The organism is Tatumella terrea (assembly GCF_039523755.1).
GTDB classification, from domain to species: Bacteria; Pseudomonadota; Gammaproteobacteria; order Enterobacterales; family Enterobacteriaceae; genus Tatumella; species Tatumella terrea.
Map to the genome: position 1 here is coordinate 262,538 of NZ_BAAAFX010000010.1, position 17,825 is coordinate 280,362.

Consider the following 17,825-nt stretch of genomic DNA (forward strand, 5'->3'; position numbering starts at 1 on the left):
GCGGTCATTCCTCAGGAGACGCTATGTCAGAGATCCCGGGCAGATACCATTATTCGGCGGTGATGATGGGGACGCGCGTAGAACTGCAACTGGCGGCACACCAGCCGGCGCTGGCGCATCAGGTCTTCCGGCAGATTAAATGGCTGGAAGATCTGCTGACCGTGAACCGGCCGGACTCCGCACTGATGTCTGTCAATCGTGCCGCCGGGGCTCACCCTGTGGTGGTGCCACCACCGGTATTTTCACTGCTCTGGCGGGCCAGGGAGGTCAGCTTCAGCGGCGGATGTTTTAATCTGGCGATAGGCCCGCTCGTCCGGCGCTGGAAGATCGGATTCAGCGGTGATGCCGTGCCGCCGGCCGAAGAGATCGCCGCGTTATTGCCGCTGACCGATCCCCATGCGATCCGTATGGATCCGGAGGCCGGTTCGATCTTTCTGACACGGCCCGGGATGTCTGTCGATGCCGGAGCCATCGCCAAAGGGTATATGGCTGACCGGATCTGTGATTTTTTACAGGCACAGGCCGTCGATCATGCACTGATCAATCTGGGGGGGAATATCCGGGTCATCAGCCCGCCCGGTGCTGAAGGCTGGTCGGTCGGGCTGCAGCAACCTTTTGCCGGCCCTGAATCGCTGCTGGGCAGTATCCGTTTATCTCAGGGGTCGGTAGTTACCTCCGGAGTGTATGAACGCTACTTTGTCCATCAGGGACACCATTATCATCATATTCTGGATCCACGCAGTGGCTATCCGCAGGATAACGATTTACTGAGCGTGACCGTGATTTCACCGCACTCCATCGATGGCGAAATATACTCAACGCAGTTATATGGCATGGGGCTGGAAAAAGGTTGTGAATGGCTGGCGGCACACGCCGGGGCTGAAGGGATAGAGGCTATCTTTGTGACCCGCGACCGGGAGGTCATCATTCCGTCACAGCGTCAGTTCTGTTTCCGGCCGGCTTCCCGGTAATCCCGGGCCTGGCGGAAGAGAGTGCCCGCTGCTGAGCCGGACACCTGATGTTTATTGGCAGTGGCAGGCTGATAAGTAAAAACGGATGTCAGCGGCCCGGCTTTGTTCCGGACCAGTCGTGGGACCCGCGTAGCCGTGATAAAGGTTTAACCTTTTTGCAGAGTAAATAGCGTAATTTCACCCGGATAGCCCAGCCTCAGCGCGAAACCATTCCATAAGCCGGTACCGTTGCTGACATACAGCAACATCCGGCCCAGACGATATTCGCCGGAATAGAACCCCTGGTTGGCTCGTTTTACCAGAATATCCAGTCCCGGCACCATACCGCCGTGGGTATGGCCGGAAAGCTGCAGGTCAATACCACTGGCCGCATTCTGCCGGGCATTCACCGGTCGATGGTCGAGCAGGATCACCGTATCCTGTTGCGTCACCCCCTGCAGGGCCTCTGACAGTGACGGGCCGGGCTGAGAAAACCGCAGCGCCGCTTCATCGGTCACCCCGGCGACCACGATACTCTGTTCACCGCGATAAATACGGACCGACTGATTCATCAGTTCGCGGATCCCCGCGGCTTCAATTTCACGCATCCAGCCGGAAAAATCCGCGTAGTATTCATGGTTCCCCGGGATGGCGACCACACCATCTGCGGCCCGTAACCCTTTGAGCGGCGCGACATCCTGTTTACGGTCCGCCACCGTGCCGTCGGCGATATCACCGGTAATAGTGATCAGATCCGGCTGCAAGGCATTGGTTTTTTCGACGATCTCTGCCATTCGCTGACCGCGTAATAAGGTACTGGCATGCAGATCGGTCAGTTGTACCAGCCGGTAACCTTCAAAGGCGGCAGGTAATCCGGAGACATTCACCGTCACATTTTTCACTGCGGGGACTTTCACGGCCTGCCATACCGCATAGCCCGAAATGGCCAGTGAGATGGCACATAACAGACTATTGGTGGCCCCTTCATGGGATAGCGGATGCCCCGCCAGATAAGCCACTCCGGCGATCAGGCCGTGTAGCACCAGCAGCAGAGTAAACAGGATCTCCGCGCCAAACAGAACGTTAATCGCCACCATCACCGGCTGAGGAAATTCCGGTGAAAACATATTGCCGAACACCAGACGATAGATAAGGTGACACTCCGCGACCAGCAAGGCAAAAACAAACAACAGTATTCTGACGGACGCGGGAAGCGGGAGATGTAAAATAAAACGCCAGCCAATCACCAGCGCCATTACAGGGGTCATAAAAGGTAGCACAGTCACTCCTGTGGGTTTGTCATCAATACCTTAACTCTAGCATCGCTCAGCCAATAGTCACATGTCACAGGCCCGGGGCAGGGAGGCTGCCTCCTGCCCCCGGCTCCGTCAGCTATCCCGGACGCCTTTACTGAACCCATCTTCTGCCGGCATCACCGGCCACCGTGAGTGTGCCGTGGTCCCTGCACGCCTGGCAAAAAAGGCCCCGGGCCGGAGAACCTCTGAATGCTTCCACCGGGGCCGCCGGTCAGCGATATTCTTCCGCAGAAAGGCAGTCTTTCGACAGCGGGGAAGGGAGGACTTTTCGCAGGCGAGCCGCGTGCTGGCAGGCTGTTCAGGCAGGCTATCGTTGGTGAATACGCCGTATACCTGAAAAGGCCCCCGTCCGGGGAAAGGCTGCGGGGTTGCTTTTTGCAATGATACTTCACGAAATCTTTACGGCAAGTGACCGGTTAACTCTTTTTCTATGACATATCATGGAAAAAATCACCTTATCCTTTTCCCCGTCGATGTTGAGATCACTTATGAAATTAAAATATCTTTCTGTCAGTGTGATTTTCCTGCTGGCAGCCTGCGATCAGGGGGCGTCCCGGCCAGTGGCATCAGCACCGCCCGAGGTGGGTACGCTGACCCTGAAGAGTGAACCCGTCACGTTATTTACCCAATTACCCGGCCGCACAAATGCGGTAAAAACCGCAGAGGTTCGTCCTCAGGTGACCGGGGTGATCCTGAAACGTCTGTTTACGGAAGGCGGGGAGGTAAAACAGGGGCAACCGCTGTACCAGATTGACCCGGCGTCCTATCAGGCGGCGTATGACAAAGCTCTGGCGACCTGGCAGAACGATGAAATGCTGCGTAAACGCTATCAGCCGCTGGCCACAGAACATGCTATCAGCCAGCAAACCTATGATGATGCGCTGGCCGCAGAGCGGGAAGCCAAAGCTGATCTGGAAACTGCACGCGTTAATCTGAATTATACCCTGGTCAGAGCACCGATCTCCGGACATATCAGCCGTTCACTGGTCACCGAAGGGGCGCTGGTCACCAGCGGACAGACTGATTATCTGGCCACTATCCAGCAGTTGAATCCGATGTATGTGGATGTCAGCGAATCGTCGACCGAATTATTACGCCTGCGCCGGGCACAGGCAGAAGGCAAACTGAAAAAAGTCGGGGATAACACGGCTGACGTTCAGCTAAAACTCGATGACGGCAGCCAGTATCCGCTGGATGGCAAACTGGCCTTTTCCGAAGTGAATGTTAACGAAGCGACCGGTACGGTGGTACTCAGGGCGGTATTCCCGAATCCGGACAACGTGTTACTGCCGGGGATGTTCGTCCATGCCAGCCTGCCGCAGGCCGTTCAGCAACAAGGTATTATGGTCCCGCAGGAATCCATTATGCATGACAGTAAAGCCCGGCCTTACGTCTATGTGGTTCGCCAGGATGACACGATTGCACAGCAGAGTGTAGAAACCGGCGAAATGACCGGCGGAAACTGGCTGGTGACAGAGGGGCTGGTCAGCGGTGACCGGGTGGTGGTCAACGGGCTGCAGGATGTCCGTACCGGCATGAAAGTCAAACCTGTCGCCGCAGATACCAACGATACGCCGGATGCCAGCAAGATCAGTCTGTCAATGACCGATCCTGCGGCACAATAAGGGGGCCTGATGTCAAAGTTTTTTATAGAACGGCCCATCTTTGCCTGGGTCATCGCGATCATTGTGATGCTGGTCGGGGCGATTGCGACCTTCAATCTGCCCGTCAATCAGTATCCGAATATTTCACCCCCGGCGATCTCTATTTCGGTCACTTATCCCGGGGCCAGTGCTGAAACGACCCAGAATACCGTAGTGCAGGTCATCGAACAGCAACTGAACGGGCTGGACGGATTACGCTATCTGGAATCCACCACCAGCAGTGATGGCAGCGCCTCCATTATTGCGACCTTTAATCAGGGGACTAACTCAGACATTGCTCAGGTCCAGGTACAGGACCGGGTTTCGCTGGCCGAGTCTCAGTTGCCTTCCAGTGTGACGGACCAGGGGATCCGCATCCGAAAATACCAGAAAAACTTCATGATGGTGATTGGTCTGATCTCCAAAGACGGCAAGCTGAGTAATGCCGATTTGGCCGACCTTCTGGTGTCCAAACTGGAGGACCCGATCTCCCGGACCAAGGGGGTCGGCGACTTTATGGTGATGGGGGCCGAATATGCCATGCGTATCTGGCTGGACCCTGCCAAATTGTACAAATATAACCTGATCCCCAGTGATGTCTCCACGGCCATCGACAATCAGAACGTACAGGTCTCTTCCGGCTCGCTGGGCGGCTTACCGACAGTGCCTGGCAATAAAACCACCGCGACTATTCTGGGGAAATCACGTTTCACGACGGTAGAACAATTCGAAAATGTTTTATTAAAAGTGAACAGTGACGGGTCTCAAATCCGGCTGAAAGATGTGGCTCACGTGGCACTGGGGCCGGAAAGCTGTACCATCGACTCGACCATGAACGGGCGCCCTTCCGCCGGTATCGCATTACGTCTGGCCACCGGGGCCAATGAGCTGAACACCGCAGAAGCGGTACGTAATACCGTGGCTGCGCTGAAAGATTCATTGCCGGACAATGTCGAGGTGGAATATCCCTATGATACCACGCCGGTCGTCAGTGCCTCGATTGAGGATGTGGTTAAAACACTGATTGAAGCGATTGTGCTGGTTTTCTTTGTGATGCTGATCTTCCTGCAGAATCTGCGGGCGACGTTGATCACCACACTGGTGGTGCCGGTGGTCCTGCTCGGCACCTTTGGTATTCTTGCCGTCTTTGGTTACAGCATCAATACGCTCACCATGTTCGGAATGGTGCTGGCGATAGGCCTGCTGGTGGATGATGCCATCGTGGTGGTCGAAAACGTGGAAAGGGTGATGCACGATGAGCAGCTTAGCCCGAAAGCCGCCACCATCAAATCGATGCAGCAGATCCAGGGGGCATTATTCGGGATAGCACTGGTGTTGTCGGCCGTACTCCTACCGATGGCCTTTTTCTCCGGCTCGACCGGTGTTATCTATCGTCAGTTCTCGGTAACTATTGTCTCTGCGATGGCGTTGTCAGTACTGATGGCATTGATTTTTACCCCGGCCTTATGCGCCACCGTATTGAAGCCCGGGTCGGCAGAGAGTAAAACCCGCGGTCTGGCGGGCTGGTTTAACCGGAAATTTGAACAGGGGACACTGAGTTACAGCCGGGGTATTAACCGGATACTGTCGCGGCGAGGCCTGTTTATGCTGGTGTATCTGGTGATTATCGGCGTGATGGCTTTCCTGTTCACCCGGGTACCGACCACCTTCCTGCCCAAAGAAGATCAGGGGCTGATGATGATCCAGGTGACCCTGCCGGTAAATGCATCATCGCAGCGGACACAGAAGGTACTGAATGATGTCTCTGAGTATCTGAATAAACAGGAAGGCAGTGTGGTATCCACCGTCTTTGCGGTGGATGGCTTTAACTTTGCCGGTCGGGGACAGAACAGTGGCATGGCCTTTGTCCGCCTGAAAGACTGGAGTCAGCGAACGCACGCTGATCAGAGCGTCAGTGCGCTGGCCGACCGCACGATGGCCCATTTCAGTGACTACAAAGATGCCAAAATCTTCGCGATGGTCCCTCCGGCGGTGATGGAACTGGGTAATGCGACCGGATTTGACTTCTATTTACAGGATACCGGCGATCATACCCATCAGCAGATGATGGACGCGACCCATAAATTTATTGAGCTGGCGAACAAGGATCCCCGTCTGACCGCGGTCCGCATGAACGGAATGGAAGATGAACCGCAATATCAGCTTATCATCAATGATGAGCAGGCCAGCGCGTTAGGGCTGAGTCTTTCTGATATCGATAACACCTTATCCGTGGCCTGGGGTTCCAGCTATGTTGACCAGTTCATGTATAACGGACGGGTCAAAAAAGTCTATCTGATGGGGAAAGCCACCTCCCGTGTTACCCCGGAAGACCTGAATAAATGGTACTTCCGTAACAGCAGTGGCGACATGGTACCGTTCTCCGCTTTTGGCAGCGGTCAATGGGTCACCGGGTCACCGCACTACGAGCGCTTTAACGGAATGTCGGCGGAAGAAATTCAGGGGTCACCGGCACCGGGTTATAGCAGCGGGGAGGCAATGAAAGCGGTAGAACAGATTGCTAAACAATTGCCGTCCGGATTCCGGGTGCAGTGGTACGGTATTTCCTATGAAGAACAGGCGTCAGGATCTCAGACATACTCATTGTATGCGTTATCTGTGCTGGTGGTGTTCCTCTGCCTGGCCGCACTGTATGAGAGCTGGTCTGTTCCGTTATCGGTGATCATGGTGGTGCCGTTAGGCGTGCTGGGGACCATTGCGGCGGTACTTATCCGCGGATTAAGTAACGATGTCTTTTTCCAGGTCGGGTTATTAACCACCATCGGTCTGGCGGCAAAAAATGCCATCCTGATCGTCGAGTTTGCAAAGGAGCAGCACGAGCGTGAGGGTCGCTCATTGATTGATGCGGCCAAAGACGCTGCACGCATGCGTATCCGGCCGATAATTATGACGTCGATGGCCTTTATTCTCGGCGTGTTCCCGATGACTATCGCTAACGGAGCCGGCGCAGGCAGCCAGCACTCGATCGGTACGGCGGTGGTCGGGGGGATGCTGACCGCCACGTTCCTCGCGATTTTCTTCGTGCCTATGTTCTATGTTGTGGTGTCCCGGGCATTCTCCGGGAAGAAGAAACACCCCTCTGAGGTGACTACAGATGATAATTAAGTCTTTCCCGTGGAAGCTGCTGCCGCTGGTGGCAGTCCTGGGGCTGGCAGGGTGCAGTCTGCAGCCCGACTACAAACGTCCGGCAATGCCGGTAGATACCCGTTACCGTTTGTCCGGTGCGCCGGGGAATGTCGCGGACATGTCATGGCAGAATTTTTTCACCGATAGCACGTTACAGCAGTTAATTCAGTTGTCGCTGGAAAATAACCGTGACTTAAGGGTGGCGGCGCTGGATGTGGAGGAGGCAAGGAATCGGGTCACGGTCAACCGTGCGGCATTGATGCCGACGGTGGATGCTACCGCCAGCCAGACCTCTGAACATCTGCCGGCCAACCTCTACAGCACCCGGAGCACGGGGGCGGTGACGGAACATGAGCTGAGTGCCGGGTTAGGAGTCACCTCCTGGGAGCTGGATTTCTTTGGACGTCTGCGCAGCCTGAAGGATGAGGCGCAGGAAACCTACTTATCGACCGCCGCCACAGAACAGGCGACGCGGATCTCACTGATCGCCGAAGTGGCCAGCGCCTGGCTGACGCTCTGTTCGGATAACGACCTGCTGCACCTGGCTCAGCAAACGGTACTCAGTCAGCAGGACTCCTACCGGCTGACCAAAATGAGCTATGACGGTGGGGTCAGCAGTGATCAGGACCTGGCCGAAGCAGAAATGACATTGCGCAGTGCCCAGGCCGATGTTGCCAGCTACACCCGTCAGGTGCGTCAGGATGTGGATGCCTTACGGTTACTGGCGGGGACCGACTTACCTGCCTCGCTGCTTTCTCATGCGACGCTTAACAGTCACTGGCAGTTCCCACCGACCCCGGCGGGGTTGCCGTCGGACTTACTGACCCGCCGGCCGGATATTATCGCTGCCGAACATACGCTGAAGGCCGCCAATGCCAATATCGGTGCGGCGAGAGCCGCATTCTTTCCGTCCATCAGCCTGACAGCTTTCGGGGGGTCATCCAGCAGTTCCCTGGACCGTTTACTCGACGGCGGGACCGGAGCCTGGTCGTTTGTACCGTCAATCTCTCTGCCTATCTTTGATGGCGGAGCCAATACGGCAAACCTTAATATTGCTAACATCGAAAAACGTATCGATATTGCCAATTATGAGAAAGTCATTCAGACAGCATTTAAAGAGGTGAATGATCAGCTGGCCGGAGAAGATACCTGGGGTGCGCAGTTACAGGCAGTCGATCAGGAGGCCGCCGCCAGCCAGCGTGATTACCATTATGCCCAATTACGCTACCAGCAGGGGGTGGACAGTTACCTGAGCGTTCTGGTCGCACAGCGCTCCTGGTATAGCGCACAGCAATCGCTGATCGCTGCCCGCCTGGGACAGCTGAACCAGAAAATCACCTTGTATAAGGTGCTGGGAGGGGGGTGGCAAACCGGTGGCTCCTCGCATTCATCTTCTGGGCCATAGTGTACTGAGGTGAGACGCTGTTCAGGCAGTAACAGCGTATTCTGATGTGCGGTATCGTACTCATCCGGCCTGCGATCGCAGGCCGGAATCTTTCCGGTCTGCCTTACCCGGCGGGATAACGGACCCGGGTGAACGGACAGCCTCTGCAGTGCCGGGTTGCTGTTATCGTCACAGGATGACAGTGACCGCGAGCCGGCCTGCAACGGTTTTCGGATTACTTCGCCCGCTTCTCAATGGCACAGCAGGTCGCGAAGGAGCCTCCCACGGCCAGTATCACCGGAATGACCAGCGTACTGCCCATATGGGTGAATTCTGCCGCCAGCATCACCGTAGTGAGTGGCATCTGCATTGATGCCGCAAGGAAAGCGGCGGCCCCTGACAGCGCAATCGCCGTCTGATCTCCGGCGGGTAACCATGGTGAAAAAACGGTGAACAAAATACTGGCGAGCAGAGCGCCGACGGTAAAGCCTGGCGTCAGAACGCCGCCTTCAGCCCCGGCGCGCAACACAGCCCGGATAAGCACCAGTTTCAGTACCAGCAATATCACGGGTAACAGACCGGTTAATTCCCCCCACAGGGCCAGTTGCGTTGGCCCTTTACCATTGCCGGGTAATTGCGGATACCACAGTGACAAAACGCCGGTCAGGCCAAAACTCAGCAGACACAGGACCGGCATCTGCCAATTGGTTTTAACTCCTTTGCGGGCATTTTCGGTATAACGGCGAAAAAGATGTGCGGCATAGCCGAACAGGGGTGAAGTAACGATGGCCCAGATAATCAAGGGTGTACCGGCGGCCGGTGCTGAGAAATGGTATTGCGATTCATTGCCCAGGCCAAAGGTGGCGACATAGGCTCCCAGTGCCGAAGTCACCAGCGCTGGCAGTACGCAGGACCAGCGGAAAGAGATCAGCAGAACTTCCAGGGTAAAGATGGCTCCGGCCAGCGGGACATTATATACCGCTGCCAGCCCGGCCCCTGCACCACAGGCAATCAGCACCCGGGTATCCTCAGGGGAAAGCCCGAAGACGCGAGCCAGAGAGGTGGCGCCCAGCGCGCCGATCTCCCTCGGTGCCACTTCACGGCCTAACGGTGAGCCTAACGCCACCGTGATAATCTGTAATAAGGCATGGATCAGTGAGGTGCCCCCCGGCATCGGTCTGGCGGGATCTTTCACTGCCGCGTTGACCGAAACCCGTGGACGGCCGTAGCGTGCCAGCAACCACCAGCCGGCACCGGCAATGATCCCTCCCGCCAGTAAAGCCATGATCCGTCGTTCACCACTGGCCGCGGTCACGCCCTGTAAAAAGCTCTCTTTGCTGATAATCGCATCCTGACTGTACCCGAAAGCCAGATGCTGCACGGCATGCAGCAGCATCGCCAGTAACATGCCGCCCAGTCCGGAGAGTACCCCGGTCATTACCACCGCCCCGGCGAACCGTAGTGATTTGGTCATATGACAACCCTTAATACGATAAATAAAAAATATTGATGTCTGCTAACTATGAGGCAGCCAACGTCAATCCGGCGTCAACTCACGGAGATAAGTTAGCTTACATGATGAAAATGCGTGATTTTCATTGTGATACCTTGCCGGTAAGGATGAATATTTTTGTAGAAAATTTCTACAATAGTGTCATGCTTAAGTGTGTATCTCATCACACTGATACTAAATAAATCAGTGATGATTGTGAGTCGCCAGGAAGCAGAAAAAACAGGGGGAGATCAGGGAGGGACAGGGCCGGAAAAATAGGTATCTTTCCGGTTTTAAAGGACTTTTTTAAGCCGCCGGGGGGCAGCTTACCCACACGTCATCGCCCGTTTTTGTCAGGAAATGAATAATTGTGCGAAAGTACTGATATTTCCTATATCATAATCATCCGGGAGTTCGTACCATCTCCTGATGGCGAAAAAATAAAGACGTAAATTGTTACATTATGGTCCATGAATTATTAACTCGCCAGTTTGTCTTAGTGATGAGACATAAAATAATGTCGACTAATAGATTGGTGATGCAAGCATGAAAAAAAGTAATGGGTTCAAATTCAGCTTCCTGAATCCTAAATATCTGACCTTGTGGCTTGGGATCAGTGTTTTATGGTGTGTGGTTAAGCTCCCTTATCCACTGCTTCTTGCCCTGGGGAAACGCCTCGGCACCTGGTCGCAGCCTTTCCTGAAACGACGTAAGTCTATCGCCCGTCAAAATATCCGTCTCTGCTTTCCTGATATGTCTCCTCAGGAACAGGAAGCGTTGTTACAACAAAATTTCGAATCCCTGGGGCTGGGATTACTGGAAACCGGCATGGCCTGGTTCTGGTCTGACCGGCGTATCCGTAAGTGGTTTGACGTTGAAGGGCTGGAAAACCTGAAGCGCGCGCAGTCCGGCAAACGCGGGGTGATGTGTGTCGGGGTTCACTTTATGTCCCTTGAACTGGGCGGCAGAGTCATGGGACTGTGCCAGCCAATGATGGCAACCTACCGTCCGCACAATAATCCACTGATGGAATGGCTGCAAACCCGTGGTCGCTTACGCTCGAACAAAGCGATGATTGACCGCCGCGATTTGCGTGGCATGGTCGGTCAGCTGAAACAGGGTGAAGCGGTGTGGTTTGCGCCGGACCAGGATTACGGAATCAAGGGCAGCTCCTTTGTGCCTTTCTTCGGGGTTAAAGATGTGGCAACGACCAACGGAACCTATGTGCTTTCCCGTCTGTCGCATGCGTCGTTGTTAACCATTACCCTTGTCCGTAAAAAAGACGGCAGAGGCTACCAGTTACATATCGAGGAACCTTTAGAAGATTTCCCGGCCACGGAGTGGAAAGCGGCGGCTTATATGAACCAGATCATTGAGCGGGAAATTATGCGTGCACCTGAGCAATATATGTGGGTCCACCGCCGTTTTAAAACCCGACCGATGGGGGAAGCTTCTCTCTATATCTGATCCTGTCCTTTATCGGGCCGGTATCGCTCAGGCGATACCGGCCCGATAACCCCCTTAGCACTTCCCCCATAATTCACCTGTTCTCTCTCCTGCGGGATCGTTGTCTCCGTGAACGGGTATCGCGGTTATGTGAGTTTGTTTGAATCAGTGATCTCTTCATCTTAACGGCAGTGGCTGCAGTCTCGCGCACGTCGCTGATTAACCTGTTCTGATTATTCCTGTCTGTCCTCTGAACCTCTGAACTGTTCCCTGTGGGGCGTATACCCTGTAAGCGTGAAATTGTCTGCTGCTGCCCGCCATCCGTGAAACAGAATGAAAGTGGGTATTCACTTTCAGGAGGTCGGGGAGTGGGGGCTGCGCAACGTGACTCAGGACTTTCTCTGAGTCAGTCACGGTATACCTGCGACCTGTTGGCGGGTTCGGCAGGAGCTCCCTTTTGCGAAGCCTGGTTTGTAATACGGTGCTGGCTCTCTGTTATTTTTCCTGAGAACAGAGGGCGTTACGGGGACCGGCGGGAAGTCCGTTTTAGCGAAAGGGTGCAGAGTTTTGTGTCTCTGAGGGAAGAACAGCGAAGGCTCACCGGTTCCGTCAGGTACTGGCTTGAGTGACGGCTGAATCAGAAGGTGGCTTTATTTCTGCGTGGCTGCTGAAAACAGAGAATATATGCTGGCTCTAAGGGGGATCGTTTTAGCGAAGTGGCGACTCAGTGCGATGCGGTTTTGTCTCTGTGCGTCTGCAGAACAACAGCAAAGGTTTACTGGTTCTGTCAGGTGCTGGCTTGAATGACGGCTGGTTCAGAGGGGGTGGTGCATTGTTTTGGCCTGGCTGCTGCAGGACAGAGAAGGTTTACGGGGGACCTGTGCGATATCGTCCTGGTCCGGGGGGAAGCGAATGACGGTGTTAAGTCTGTCCCGTGGCTGGGCCGGAAAGCAGGAGTTGTTTGCGGTTTACGGGGCAGGATCCTGAAGGAAAGGGGCTGGATATCCCGGAATGGAGCTTTTTATTACGGTGTCTTGAGAGAGTGTAAGTACACGCTTACTTTTATAGCGTGATCACGCCATAAATAAGTCACGGCAGACCGGCTCTGAAGGTAGTGCGGATGGCTGAAAGCTGACAGGGGTTTAATATCTTATCTTTGCAGAAGGATTATCTTAATCACAGGCCAGACTGTCATTACAGGTTGTTTCGCAGGCGATATCTCAGCGGAAGGTGTTTAGTGGTTCCTGTGACGCATTAGCTGAACAACATCACCACCGTATGGCTCTGTTATAATAAAAATCGACTAATATAGGAGGTTATATTGATAGTAAGTATTCACATCGTTATGAGGTGTGACCTGAGCGGCAACATGGCTAACACCCGGTGTGGGCGACAGCCATGTTGCAGATGGGATGAATAAAAACCGGCACAGCTCTCACTGTGCCGGTAGCGGGATTAACGGATGATTACGTTCTCCATTGGCGGAATATAACCGTAGTCGAATTCTTTGACCATAAAGGTACGTTTACCTTCGATCTTAATCTGTACGGTCGGGGCTTCGGTACCACCGATGCGGTATGCACCGTCGTAGTCATTGTCAGAAGCTGGCACCGTATCAATAAATGACGTCACCAGGCCGTTTGGCATCACACAGTGTGAATAGGTCTGCAACGGCTGAGACGATGGGTTACCCAGTACCAGGCCGGAACCATTCAGCGGCTCGTAAGGGCCAAACAGTGAATCACTGACAAATCCGTAAACGCCGTCCGGGCCGGTCAGGTTATCGGCATACGTCGATTTATGGCTGATGGTAAACAGGTAGTACTTCCCGTCCTTAAACACAAAGTGAGGACGTTCCGTCTGGTCGTTGACACCAACCGCAGTGATCAGCGGTGGCAGCAGCTGCCAGTCATTACCTTCCGCATCTTTCGCCGCCGCCAGACCGATACAACCTGTCTGATAACGTGCGCCACCGACATCGTCGTAACCCGGAGGAATATCACCCATATCTTCGGTGGTAATCTCATGGCTGCCGCGATCCCCGGCCACATTGCCTTCGAAGACCATATAGAGGTTGCCATCATTCGGGTCGATGAACGGGCTTGGGTCACGGAAGCCCCAGTACGGGTTTTGTTCTTCGGTCTGGTAGTAGAAACCGTCAGCGGAGAACAGCTCAATGACTTCATTGAAACCGGAGAGGGTGACGCCGTTACCATCGGCAGCAATTTTACCTTTCACCTTCACGATGGTCGCGCCCGGCGTGACGCAGGTGTAATACAGTTCCACATCACCCTGTTCGTTCAGCAGAATCGGGGTACCGGCCCATTCACGGGTAGTCGGTGAAACACCTTCCGCCATCACACGGCCACCGAAGGTCCAGTTTTTGCTGTCTTTTGAGTACCAGAAGCAGATTCGGGCACGACCATGACGGGCATTCCAGTCGGTGTAGATGTCGTAGTTGCCGTTTGCATCGGTGTACTCTTCCGGCAGACGATCGGCGGTCAGCGTAAAGATCACGGACCAGCCATTAACGGAAACGATATTACCGTCGTATTTACGTAATGGCAGAGTATCCCAGATAAAGACTTCATCGCTCATCACCGGAAAATCAATGGCGACCACAGGCTGAGTGGTGGTTGGATCATCCTCGCGAACTTTCAGTGCATCTGCACGGCTCCATGCAGTTGTTTTTACTTTGTCTTGTAAATTTTTAATTTCAGTATTTTTCATTTTTAAAACCTCCGTAGTTAAGTGAGGCTTTATAAAAACATGCAGCGTTATTTAATTAAACGTATCCCGGCTTTGTCATTTACCACACAACATATTCAGAAAATAATCTTATTATTTGTTGTGTGGCAGAGCAGACAACGGCTGAATATATCCCTGCTCACTTTTTTATCCGACACTGTCCGGTGGTCCGGAAATGGATTTTCATGCTGAACATTTTCACGAGAAAATGGCAAGCAAAAACTGGGGTAATATCCCTGCGACTTTTTCTTAAAAAATGGGGGTGCTCGGTGTTTATGAGAATTTTTCCGTCGCCAGGGGGATTTTTTCATATAAATTAAAATATCCGTTCAGTTCACAGAAAATATACGAATCCGGGATTTCTGATCAGCCGATATTCGGCTACCGACCGGCAGAACGGTCTGTTATCGTAATGTCATGAACCGCGGTAAGAGATAAGGGATGGTCAGGAGTATGATAAAATCTGTATCCTGGGATCTCCTGATAAGTCATATTTCTGGTCCGGACATCACCCGCTACTAATATCCTCTTTTCCGTGGGTTGAAATGTTTTCATCTGTCATCCCGATGGCATTTATCAGATATCCATGAACATGAGATCACACAGCCCATCCAGCGCCTGTGTTCTGTGTTGTTTTGTCAGCAGGCCGGGAGGACAGTTTTCATTCTGCGGAAAAGGGAGGTCCGGCAATTAACCGATAATCTCCGGCCTGGCCACCGCTCTCAGCGAGACGTTCATTATTCACTGCCAGGTCGACGCCGGCAGGGCGGATCCGTTGACTCTGAGACCTTTAGCGACCTGAAACGAAGACGTCAGGCAGAGGTGTCGCAGTATTCTTACTCTGCCGATCCCTTTCAACGCTGTTGCCGGCGGGCAGAAATGATCAAATCTCCCCTGGCAGCCGGTATGACGACCGGAAACCCCGGTGTGAAACACGCGGCCGCTTTCAGCGGCCCGGGAAGGATCCCTGGCGGGCGGACGCTGTGGTGGATGGAAAAGACGTATCGTGCGGTGTCGTTTCCGGCCGCGGATCGCCGCCATTGGCGATCGCTTTCACCTTTATGACATCCACTGTGCGCTGACGGGAAATATCGATCAGCAGAAAGGTACAGAACCCTAAGCATGATGACCGCCGTGCTGAGACCTTTCCGGACGGTGTCCCGTGTTGCCACCTCCCGGATTCGGGAGAGAAGCCGCACTATGATGGCTGATAAACACGGCAGGCAGCCTGTTAACAGAAAGGGGAAAACCGGCCAGAAAGATATTCCCGGCCGGCGGCGAAGCGATGTTTTATCCGGAGATAAATATCCCCTGATTTTATCAGGGATATTTCTCATTACAGAGAAGAGATGTGGGAATAATGTTAAAAAATAAAATATTCCCTATCATTTTTAAGGTTATAGTCTGAGGAATGCGTATTATTCACCGGCGTTCCTCTCCCATGAACAACAGATAATTTTCTGCCGGGCATGTTTTTACAAAGAATGTTAAGTGCAGGGTTAATTCAATTTCTTCATGATAATCCGGTTTATCCAGAAACTGATTTTTTTTACGCCCATAAAACCGATAAATCCGCCAACAGAAACGGTTAACTGGCTGGATACCCCAAAATAATTCATTAACGATACAGAAATAAATGTCAGGCAGCCACAAATCCCCCCTTCAAGTAATGTTTCGATAATACCCCGTCCGGAATATATCATTCGCAGGATAGCCATAAAAAAGGAGATGAAAACACCAAAGAAAACGGAATCTCCCCGAATGGCTCCCTTCGCTGCATTAATAATGCTGTTAATATCCATAAATTTTTCCTGATAAAGACGCGACCTCAGTCGCGCCGCAATGAATATTATTTGACGATGACATTTTCCATCGGAGGAATATAACCGTAGTCAAATTCTTTAACCATAAACGTCTGGTTGCCTTTTATTTTAATTTGTACGGTAGGGGCTTCGGTTCCTCCGACACGATAGCTACCGTTATAATCGCCATTTGATTGCGGAATAGTATCGATAAAAGAGGTCACCAGGCCATTGGGCATGACGCAATGTGAATACGTCTGATAAGGTTGTGACGAGGGATTCCCCAGGACTAAACCGGAACCATTTAACGGCTCATAAGGGCCAAATAAAGAATCACTGACAAAGCCATACACACCATCCGGCCCCGTCACACCGTCACCGTAGGTGAACTTGTGGCTGATAGTAAACAGGTAATATTTACCGTCTTTGAACACAAAGTGAGGACGCTCTGTCTGGTCATTGACCCCGACCGCCGTGATTAATGGTGGCAGTAACTGCCAGTCGTTACCCTCGGCATCTTTTGCTACCGCAAAGCCGATACAACCGGTCTGATAGCGGGCACCGCCGACGTCTTCATGGCCCGGAGGAACATCCCCCATATCTTCGCTGGTGATGATATGTGTCCCGCGATCGCCGGCCACATTCCCTTCAAACACCATGTAAAGATTGCCGTCTTTAGGGTCAATAAACGGGCTCGGGTCACGAAAGCCCCAGTATTCATTCTGTTCTTCTGTCTGGTAAATAAAACCATCGGCAGAGAACAGTTCAATGACCTCTCTGAACCCGGAAAGCCTGACTCCGTTGCCATCGGCAGCGATTTTACCCTTAACTTTCACGATTGTCGCGCCGGGGGTGACGCAGGTGTAGTACAGTTCAATGTCACCCTGCTCGTTTAGCAGAACCGGTGTCCCGGCCCATTCACGGGTGGTCGGTGAAACGCCGTCCGCCATGACCCGGCCACCGAACGTCCAGTTTTTGCTGTCTTTGGAATACCAGAAACAAATACGTGCACGGCTGTGGCGATTGACCCAGTCACTGTCGATATCGTAGTTGCCTTCGGCGTCAGTGTAGACATCAGGCTGACGCTCTGCGGTCAGCGTGAAGATGACAGACCAGCCGTTAACGGAAACGATATTACCGTCATATTTTTTCAGCGGCATGGTGTCCCAGATAAACACTTCATCACTCATCACTGGAAAATCAATACCGACCAGCGGCTGTGTGGTGGTCGGATCATCAGAACGAACTTTAAGGGCGTCAGCACGGCTCCATGCAGTAGTTTTCACTTTATCTATTAAATTTTTCATATTAAACCTCCGTAATTGAATGAGGTTTAATAAAATCATGTCCCCGTAAATAATTAAAACGCATTTAATTTTGTAATGCACCACACAACAGACATAATTTAAAAAAGGGCCGTATTGTTGTGTAGTCAGTGGCAGACCAGAGAGTGATGGCGCCGGACGGGTATATAAATAAGTATCTACAGCCAGATAAAAAGCAGATAGAATCTTTTATCTATTAACAGCCATTAATGTAGTGATTGATCATTTATACCTCTACATGTTTTAAAATTATTCAGTAAAAATAGGTGGTACTTATGATGCGTTGCCCGATCTGTAACAAGCCGGCTCACACACGTACGAGCCGTTACTTAAGTGATACGACCAAGGAAGCATACTATCAATGTCAGGATATTACCTGCTCATGCACCTTTAAAACGATAGAGAGTCTGGAAAAAATTATATGCGCTCCGATGGCTAATCAGGAACAACGAATAATGGCGACGTTATAGGAATAGTCTTAATAACGAATTTTTCACTGAACTTTTCATCAATGTCGTAAGCGCTGATAATAATCAGAGATGTCGTATGGAAAATATTTTCCGACGGCATAT

Annotated in this window: 13 protein-coding genes; 8 read left to right on the top strand and 5 right to left on the bottom strand. The window is 52.6% G+C overall.

Annotated elements, in window-relative coordinates:
• Positions 1-23 precede the first annotated feature (23 nt).
• On the top strand, positions 24-971 hold the full coding sequence (locus ABD035_RS06305; RefSeq protein ID WP_343868615.1) for an FAD:protein FMN transferase: 948 nt from the start codon (positions 24-26) through the stop codon (positions 969-971).
• Between the two features lie 146 nt (positions 972-1,117).
• Here the strand turns inward: ABD035_RS06305 and ABD035_RS06310 are convergent, their stop codons facing one another.
• Positions 1,118-2,230: a metallophosphoesterase gene (locus ABD035_RS06310; protein WP_343868617.1), complete on the bottom strand. Its 1,113-nt coding sequence runs from the start codon at positions 2,228-2,230 to the stop codon at positions 1,118-1,120.
• Positions 2,231-2,754: 524 nt separating this feature from the next.
• Between ABD035_RS06310 and ABD035_RS06315 the strand changes: the two genes are divergently transcribed.
• From ABD035_RS06315 to ABD035_RS06325, 3 genes are read left to right on the top strand one after another with little or no spacing between them, the layout of a single operon-like run.
• Complete coding sequence (locus ABD035_RS06315) at positions 2,755-3,891, top strand: efflux RND transporter periplasmic adaptor subunit (protein WP_343868619.1); 1,137 nt, start codon at positions 2,755-2,757, stop codon at positions 3,889-3,891.
• A 9-nt stretch (positions 3,892-3,900) separates the two neighbouring features.
• Positions 3,901-7,035, top strand: coding sequence for an efflux RND transporter permease subunit (locus tag ABD035_RS06320; RefSeq protein WP_343868623.1), 3,135 nt, complete (start codon positions 3,901-3,903; stop codon positions 7,033-7,035).
• Positions 7,025-8,461: an efflux transporter outer membrane subunit gene (locus ABD035_RS06325; protein ID WP_343868625.1), complete on the top strand. Its 1,437-nt coding sequence runs from the start codon at positions 7,025-7,027 to the stop codon at positions 8,459-8,461. Before ABD035_RS06320 ends, ABD035_RS06325 begins: the two co-directional genes overlap by 11 nt.
• A 214-nt stretch (positions 8,462-8,675) precedes the next feature.
• Here ABD035_RS06325 and ABD035_RS06330 read toward each other — a convergent pair whose 3' ends face one another.
• Positions 8,676-9,914 carry a chloride channel protein gene (locus ABD035_RS06330; protein WP_343868627.1) on the bottom strand — a complete coding sequence of 413 codons (1,239 nt, stop codon included), beginning with the start codon at positions 9,912-9,914 and terminating at the stop codon, positions 8,676-8,678.
• 564 nt (positions 9,915-10,478) lie between these two features.
• Between ABD035_RS06330 and lpxP the strand changes: the two genes are divergently transcribed.
• Positions 10,479-11,399 (top strand): kdo(2)-lipid IV(A) palmitoleoyltransferase, encoded by a 921-nt coding sequence (gene lpxP / locus ABD035_RS06335; protein WP_212713757.1) that lies wholly within the window; start codon positions 10,479-10,481, stop codon positions 11,397-11,399.
• Positions 11,400-12,833: 1,434 nt separating this feature from the next.
• Here lpxP and ABD035_RS06340 read toward each other — a convergent pair.
• Entirely contained in the window at positions 12,834-14,108 is a 1,275-nt protein-coding gene (locus tag ABD035_RS06340) for a glycoside hydrolase family 68 protein (protein ID WP_212713758.1), read from the bottom strand.
• 897 nt (positions 14,109-15,005) lie between these two features.
• Here ABD035_RS06340 and ABD035_RS06345 point away from each other — a divergent pair.
• A complete protein-coding gene (locus tag ABD035_RS06345; RefSeq protein ID WP_343868630.1) occupies positions 15,006-15,191 on the top strand; it encodes a hypothetical protein in 186 nt (61 codons plus the stop codon).
• Between the two features lie 135 nt (positions 15,192-15,326).
• A complete protein-coding gene (locus ABD035_RS06350) occupies positions 15,327-15,500 on the top strand; it encodes a hypothetical protein (protein WP_343868632.1) in 174 nt (57 codons plus the stop codon).
• A gap of 125 nt (positions 15,501-15,625) precedes the next feature.
• On the opposite strand, the gene ABD035_RS06355 is transcribed toward ABD035_RS06350, so the two are convergent.
• Together ABD035_RS06355 and ABD035_RS06360 are read right to left on the bottom strand one after the other, a co-directional pair.
• Complete coding sequence (locus tag ABD035_RS06355; protein ID WP_212713760.1) at positions 15,626-15,928, bottom strand: phage holin, lambda family; 303 nt, start codon at positions 15,926-15,928, stop codon at positions 15,626-15,628.
• 47 nt (positions 15,929-15,975) lie between these two features.
• Positions 15,976-17,235, bottom strand: a complete 1,260-nt coding sequence (locus tag ABD035_RS06360) for a glycoside hydrolase family 68 protein (RefSeq protein ID WP_343868635.1) — start codon at positions 17,233-17,235, stop codon at positions 15,976-15,978.
• Between the two features lie 293 nt (positions 17,236-17,528).
• Here ABD035_RS06360 and ABD035_RS06365 point away from each other — a divergent pair, with 293 nt between their 5' ends.
• Positions 17,529-17,723 carry an ogr/Delta-like zinc finger family protein gene (locus tag ABD035_RS06365; RefSeq protein WP_212713762.1) on the top strand — a complete coding sequence of 65 codons (195 nt, stop codon included), beginning with the start codon at positions 17,529-17,531 and terminating at the stop codon, positions 17,721-17,723.
• Positions 17,724-17,825: the final 102 nt, after the last annotated feature.